The organism is Syntrophomonas sp. UBA5494 (genome assembly GCF_002426325.1).
The window spans coordinates 10,968-16,642 of sequence record NZ_DIPG01000127.1 but is presented as its reverse complement, the minus strand read 5'-3'; the positions used below and the strand labels follow the sequence as shown (position 1 = coordinate 16,642).

Genomic DNA, 5,675 nt, shown 5'->3' with positions numbered 1-5,675 from the left:
TACCGGTTTTGTGTTCAGCCCCAGCCGCCGGCAGGTAACACCGGAACAGGCCGGTAGGCTGAAAGCTGAGCTCGATCCCCGTATTAAGGCGGTAGGGGTTTTTGTAAATGAGCCGGTGTCATTAACTGTAAAGCTATGCCGCGCCGGTGTCATAGATGCGGTACAGTTGCATGGGGATGAAAGTGAAACCTATATAAGGAAGCTTAAGGACCAGATAAATTGTCCCCTCATCAAGGCGGTGCGGGTGCAGAACACGGAGCAGGTGCTGCAGGCCGGGAAGTTATCCGTTGATTTGCTTTTGCTGGATACCTATCAAAAAGGGCAATATGGCGGCAGTGGAAAGACATTTGATTATGAACTGATACCTAACTTGCAGAAGCGTTATTTTCTGGCCGGTGGATTGAAAAACAGCAATATAGTTCAGGCCATCAGGAAATGCAAACCTTATGGTGTCGATATAAGCAGCGGCGTGGAAACTGATAGCCTGAAGGATGACGACAAGATCAGAGAGATTATCTGCACGGTCAGAAGTTTAGATAAAAGATAAGGAGGGAGCGGAAGATGATATTTGTATTAAAACCGGAGGTAGCGCAAGGGGAAATCGAACAATTCCAACAGAGTATAGAAGCGCGCGGTTTCAAGACTTTTCTAAGTACCGGCACGGAACATACCGTGGTCTGTCTGCTGGGCAACACGGCAGTAATAGATTTGGATGCGGTGGTTCAAAACAATGATATCGTAGAATACGGCAAACGCGTGACCGAACCATATAAAGCCGTAAGCCGGACCGTACATCCGGAAGATACTATGGTAAACGCAGGCGGGGTGACCGTCGGCCAGGGCTGGTTTCAAGTTGTAGCGGGGCCCTGCTCGGTAGAAAGTGAAGCACAGATTATCGAGATTGCCCGGTTCGTGCAAGCCAGCGGGGCCACCATGTTAAGGGGCGGTGCCTTTAAACCGCGTACTTCCCCATATGCCTTCATGGGATTGCAGGAGGAGGGGCTGCGTTTGTTGCTTAAAGCCAAAAAAGAGACCGGTTTGCCGATTGTCACTGAGATTATGAATCAGACCCAGCTGCCTTTATTCGAAGAAGTCGATGTTATTCAGATCGGCGCCCGGAATATGCAGAATTTCGATCTGCTTAAAGCAGTGGGAAGATTCAACAAGCCGGTCTTGCTCAAAAGAGGGCTGGCCAATACGATGGAAGAATTACTGCTGAGTGCTGAGTATATATTATCTGAGGGGAATAGTCAGGTTATTCTTTGTGAAAGAGGCATCCGTACTTTTGAAACGGCTACCCGAAACACTTTGGACTTATCGGCGATTCCGCTGCTCAAACAGAAATCCCACCTCCCGGTTATGGTCGATCCCAGCCATGCTGCTGGTATCAGAGGACTGGTGGCGCCGCTGGCGAGGGCTGCGTTAGCGGTAGGAGCAGATGGATTAATGATCGAAACCCATAACGACCCGGCCCGGGCTCTTTCTGATGGCGCCCAGTCCCTTTATCTGGAGCAATTTGGCCAATTAATGGAGGACTTAAAACGTCGGGCCGCATTTGAAGGAAAGCACCGCAACCCGGGCGTAAAGCCGGGGCGCGACTGGCGGAGGCGGTAAGAAGTCCAGCCTATTTCAACGTTTGAGAGCTTGCACATGATCGAACGGCCAATAGATGCAAAAGGCTTTTCCAATCAGATGGTCACGGGTCAGCCAGGCTCCCCACAGATGACTGTCAAAACTGTTGTTGCGATTATCGCCCATGACAAAATAGCTATTGGCTGGAACAACCACCGGACCGAATTCATAATTCATGGCTGCGGTCAGATAAGACTCCGGTTGAACCTTATCATTTATATACAATTGACCTTTTTTGATTTCGACTTTATCTCCCGGGACAGCTATGAGCCTTTTGACAAAATCGTCTGTAGCCCCAATTTGATCAGGCGGCCGGAAAACCATGATGTCGCCCCTTTGCGGATCTTTGAAATGATAAACCAGTTTATTTACCAGCAAACGATCTTTGAGCTGAATAGTGGGCAGCATTGACCCCGTAGGTACACTCCGGCCTTCAATAATCCAGGTTCGCAAAACCATGGACAGAACAAATGCAATTACTAATGTAACTATTAATTCTTTAAGATACTCGCGCATATTGTTAGTCATAATTCACCTCGAAATTTTTATTTCGTAGCTGAAAATCATATTGATACTTTAGGATAAAACCAAATAAAACCAAAATCAGAATTACTGCTTTAAATTCCAACGAATGGGTTGAACCTGCAGTGCCGCCCCGGTAAGCAGCAGCAGCTACCGGGCAGTTGGCCAACAGCAGCCATAGGAAGGTTATTAAGCCTGCCACCAAACCGCAGACCTTGCGTTTGAAATGGTTCTTTTTCTCCTGACCGGCTAATTGGGCTATACTCATCCGCAGTTGAGCAGATTTTTCGGATGATAAGGTGCCTTGCTCAGCCCAGTTAGTTAGAGTCTTTTTCATCCAGGTATCCATATCACGTGACTCAGGTTCCATTTTTGTTCACTCCCTGCCAATTATTATCCTGCAGCTTTTGCCTTAATCGGGTGTGGGCCGTGTATAAACGTGACTTTACCGTGCCAGGCGAGATACCCAGTTTGCCGGCGATTTCTTTTATGGACAGATCTCCCAGGTATCTGAGTGCTATTACGGTTCGGTGTTCCGGCCCCAGTTCCAAAACCAGATCCCAGATAATATCAATATCTCCCGGTTTGCCATTCTTAGGCGGCAAATCAAGGATTCCTGTCATTTCCCGTGGGTCGGTGGGAATCTGGCGGTTGCGGGTTTTCAGTATATTGAGACTCTGGTTGATCAAAATTTTCTTGATCCAGGCAGGAAAAGCAGACCGGCCTCCTTTTAAAGTACTTCTGTTAATCCAGGTTTTCTCCGCTGTCTGCTGCAGAGAATCCCAGGCATCGTCTTCATTGCCCAGCACCGCCAAAGCGATGCGGTAGAGCTTGCCTTCTTCAGTTTGCAACAGCCGCAGGAATTCATCTTCACCCAAAGGTTTCTTCACCACCAAATTGATTCAATGTCCTACCTATATAATATGACAATATTAAAACGCAAAAGGTTCATTAATTAAAAAATTTTTCATTTTTGAATGCCGCATTCACTGTATACATAATTGCCTGGCCCCGGAATATGTAATTGGGCCAAGTTTTAGTTATAATAGGTTCAATAGTTAACAATTATAAGAGGTGGAATGAATGCAGCTTTATGATAAGGTCCTGCAGGCACTGAAAGAGAAAAAAGGCGAATGGGTATCGGGAGAATCCTTAAGTGATGCTCTCGCAGTATCCCGGACCGCCATTTGGAAGCAGATCAAAACGCTGCAGGCGGAAGGGTATATAATAGATTCTTCTCCCAAAAAAGGGTATTTGTTAAGTGCCAGCCCGGATCTTTTATTACCTTTGGAAGTTGGGCCGGGATTAGAAACCCAGGTACTGGGGCAGACCAATTATCTCTACTATCCCGAAGTTGATTCAACCAACATCCGGGCCCGCGAACTGGCTGCCCAGGGGTATCCCGAAGGAACAGTGGTTGTGGCTGAGACCCAAACCAACGGAAGAGGACGGCGGGGCAGGAACTGGTACTCACCGGCGCAAGCGGGCATATACTTTTCGGTAATTTTACGCCCGCTGGTTCCTTTACGGGATATTTCAAAGGTTTCTTTGGTCGCCGGTCTGGCCGTGGCGGAAAATATTGAAGCCCAGCTAGACCTTCGGGCATCGATAAAATGGCCGAACGATGTCCTGATAAACAACAAAAAAGTGGCGGGCATATTGGCGGAAGCAGTGACCGATATGGATAGTGTTGAATACATTGTCCTCGGCATTGGATTAAATATAAATACGCCAATTCAGGATTTTCCGGACGAATTTCAGGCCCGGGCTACCTCGGCCGGGGCGGAATGCGGCACCAGTATTTCACGAGTCCAGGTATTTCAAGGTATGCTGAAATATCTGGAGTACTATTATTTCTTATTTAAAGATAATAAATTCAGTCAGATTCTGGCTAAAATCAAAGACCGCTCAATAGTACTGGGGCAGGAAGTGCGCCTGGACACCGTAAACGGCTATTTAATGGGACAGGCGATAGATATAGATGATAATGGCTGCCTTTTAGTCCGTAATCAGGAAGGAATTCATACCATTATGTCAGGCGAGATTACTATTCTGCCTCATCTTTCAGATCGATAAACTCACCTATTGTTAACCACAAAAATAAATAAGGTTGACAATGCATCCCGGAAATTTATAATTGACCTTAGAGCATTCCGATCACATGATCCGGAAAATTTCTACCTTCCGGATTATGGATAGGTTCATGTTCGTACTATTATCTAATTTCGGGAGGTATTAAAGAATATGGAACTAAGCCGAGAGCGCTCTAAGGTCAGGAATATGGTGTATGCGTCTCTGTTTGGCGCTTTAACTGCCATAGGCGCGTTTATTGTCATCCCGCTGCAGCCGGTGCCGATTACCTTGCAGACACTTTTTACCGGGCTGGCCGGTGTCCTTTTGGGCGGATATACCGGGGCACTCAGTCAGATCATCTATGTCATACTGGGTTTAATCGGGCTGCCGGTTTTTGCCGGGGGCAAATCCGGGCTGGGAACTCTTTTGGGCCCCACCGGCGGATATCTGATCGGATTCATTGTTGCAGCTTATGTTATTGGTAAGATGGTAGAAAGCAGGCGTGAAGCAGGCCCGGCCTGGATAGTATTATCACTGCTAATTGGTGATTTGGTGATTTACACCTTGGGTACTTTGCAGTTATCTTTACTGGCTCATATCTCCATAAGCCAAGCATTACTGGCCGGGGTAGTGCCTTTTCTACCTGGTGATTTGATAAAAATGGCGGCTGCCGTTTTGATCTCTATTAGATTTTTAAAAAATAATAATATAACTAAAAAGGCTGTGTAATTTAGACATGATCAGGATTCAGGATTTGATGTTCGCCTATGAAAAACACCTGCCGCCGGTTCTGCAGATTCCGGATTTGATTATAAAAGAGGGGGAATATACCGCCCTGATCGGACCCAATGGGTGCGGCAAGACAACTCTTATCCGGCATTTTAACGCATTGCTGCTTCCTTCTGCAGGCGGGGTCTGGATAGATGATCTAAATACCCGGGAGGCACGTAATCTGGTGGAGATCAGACGCCGGGTAGGTATGATATTTCAGAATCCTGATAATCAAATAGTAGGCATGAGCGTGGAAGAGGACGTAGCCTTTGGCCCCGGGAATCTGGGTTTGCCTTCTGCCGAGGTAGGCCGGCGGGTAAAAGAGGCTCTGGCTATGGTGGGACTGACCGGGCTTGAAACTCAGCCCCCCTACACTCTTTCCGGGGGCCAGAAACAACTGTTGGCCCTGGCCGGTTTATTGGCTATGGACCCTAAATTTATTATTCTTGATGAACCTACTTCCTCTTTGGATCCGGCGGCCAGACAAAAGGTACTGAGCTTATTGCAGAATTTAAGGCAACAGGGAATTGGGATCGTACATATTACCCACGACATGGATGAGGCATCCCGGGCTGACCGGGTGCTGGTGCTGGATCAGGGAAAATTGGCGGCTGACGGCAGCCCGGCCGCTATACTGACCCGGGTGGAGTGGCTGAAGGCGCTGGGTTTGGCCCCGA

Annotated in this window: 8 protein-coding genes; 5 read left to right on the top strand and 3 right to left on the bottom strand. The window is 47.6% G+C overall.

What is annotated here, in order from left to right; all coding sequences use genetic code 11:
* On the top strand, window positions 1-547 hold a 547-nt coding region (locus B3W37_RS14355), incomplete at its 5' end, for a phosphoribosylanthranilate isomerase (RefSeq protein ID WP_483176209.1).
* A gap of 14 nt (window positions 548-561) precedes the next feature.
* Window positions 562-1,614 (top strand): 3-deoxy-7-phosphoheptulonate synthase, encoded by a 1,053-nt coding sequence (aroF, locus tag B3W37_RS14350; protein WP_483176208.1) that lies wholly within the window; start codon window positions 562-564, stop codon window positions 1,612-1,614.
* Window positions 1,615-1,629: 15 nt separating this feature from the next.
* On the opposite strand, the gene lepB is transcribed toward aroF, so the two are convergent.
* From lepB to B3W37_RS14335, 3 genes are read right to left on the bottom strand one after another with little or no spacing between them, the layout of a single operon-like run.
* A complete protein-coding gene (gene lepB / locus B3W37_RS14345) occupies window positions 1,630-2,160 on the bottom strand; it encodes a signal peptidase I (RefSeq protein ID WP_483176207.1) in 531 nt (176 codons plus the stop codon).
* On the bottom strand, window positions 2,153-2,524 hold the full coding sequence (locus B3W37_RS14340) for a hypothetical protein (RefSeq protein ID WP_483176206.1): 372 nt from the start codon (window positions 2,522-2,524) through the stop codon (window positions 2,153-2,155). The genes lepB and B3W37_RS14340 overlap by 8 nt, the downstream gene beginning before the upstream one ends.
* The gene (locus tag B3W37_RS14335; RefSeq protein WP_483176205.1) at window positions 2,514-3,044 is read right to left on the bottom strand and encodes an RNA polymerase sigma factor; all 531 of its coding nucleotides are present in this window, start codon (window positions 3,042-3,044) and stop codon (window positions 2,514-2,516) included. Before B3W37_RS14335 ends, B3W37_RS14340 begins: the two co-directional genes overlap by 11 nt.
* A gap of 193 nt (window positions 3,045-3,237) precedes the next feature.
* Between B3W37_RS14335 and B3W37_RS14330 the strand changes: the two genes are divergently transcribed.
* From B3W37_RS14330 to B3W37_RS14320, 3 genes are all read left to right on the top strand, one after another.
* Window positions 3,238-4,230, top strand: coding sequence for a biotin--[acetyl-CoA-carboxylase] ligase (locus B3W37_RS14330; RefSeq protein WP_483176204.1), 993 nt, complete (start codon window positions 3,238-3,240; stop codon window positions 4,228-4,230).
* A 168-nt stretch (window positions 4,231-4,398) separates the two neighbouring features.
* Window positions 4,399-4,956 carry a biotin transporter BioY gene (locus B3W37_RS14325; RefSeq protein ID WP_483176203.1) on the top strand — a complete coding sequence of 186 codons (558 nt, stop codon included), beginning with the start codon at window positions 4,399-4,401 and terminating at the stop codon, window positions 4,954-4,956.
* Between the two features lie 7 nt (window positions 4,957-4,963).
* Window positions 4,964-5,675 (top strand): ATP-binding cassette domain-containing protein (locus tag B3W37_RS14320; RefSeq protein WP_483176202.1); only part of this gene is annotated, 712 nt, incomplete at its 3' end.

Excerpts from the sequence above, each read along its gene's own strand:
- lepB (WP_483176207.1), bottom strand. The coding sequence starts at position 2,160 with ATGACTAACAATATGCGCGAGTATCTTAAAGAATTAATAGTTACATTA.
- aroF (WP_483176208.1), top strand. The coding sequence starts at position 562 with ATGATATTTGTATTAAAACCGGAGGTAGCGCAAGGGGAAATCGAACAA.
- B3W37_RS14330 (WP_483176204.1), top strand. The coding sequence starts at position 3,238 with ATGCAGCTTTATGATAAGGTCCTGCAGGCACTGAAAGAGAAAAAAGGC.
- B3W37_RS14340 (WP_483176206.1), bottom strand. The coding sequence starts at position 2,524 with ATGGAACCTGAGTCACGTGATATGGATACCTGGATGAAAAAGACTCTA.
- B3W37_RS14325 (WP_483176203.1), top strand. The coding sequence starts at position 4,399 with ATGGAACTAAGCCGAGAGCGCTCTAAGGTCAGGAATATGGTGTATGCG.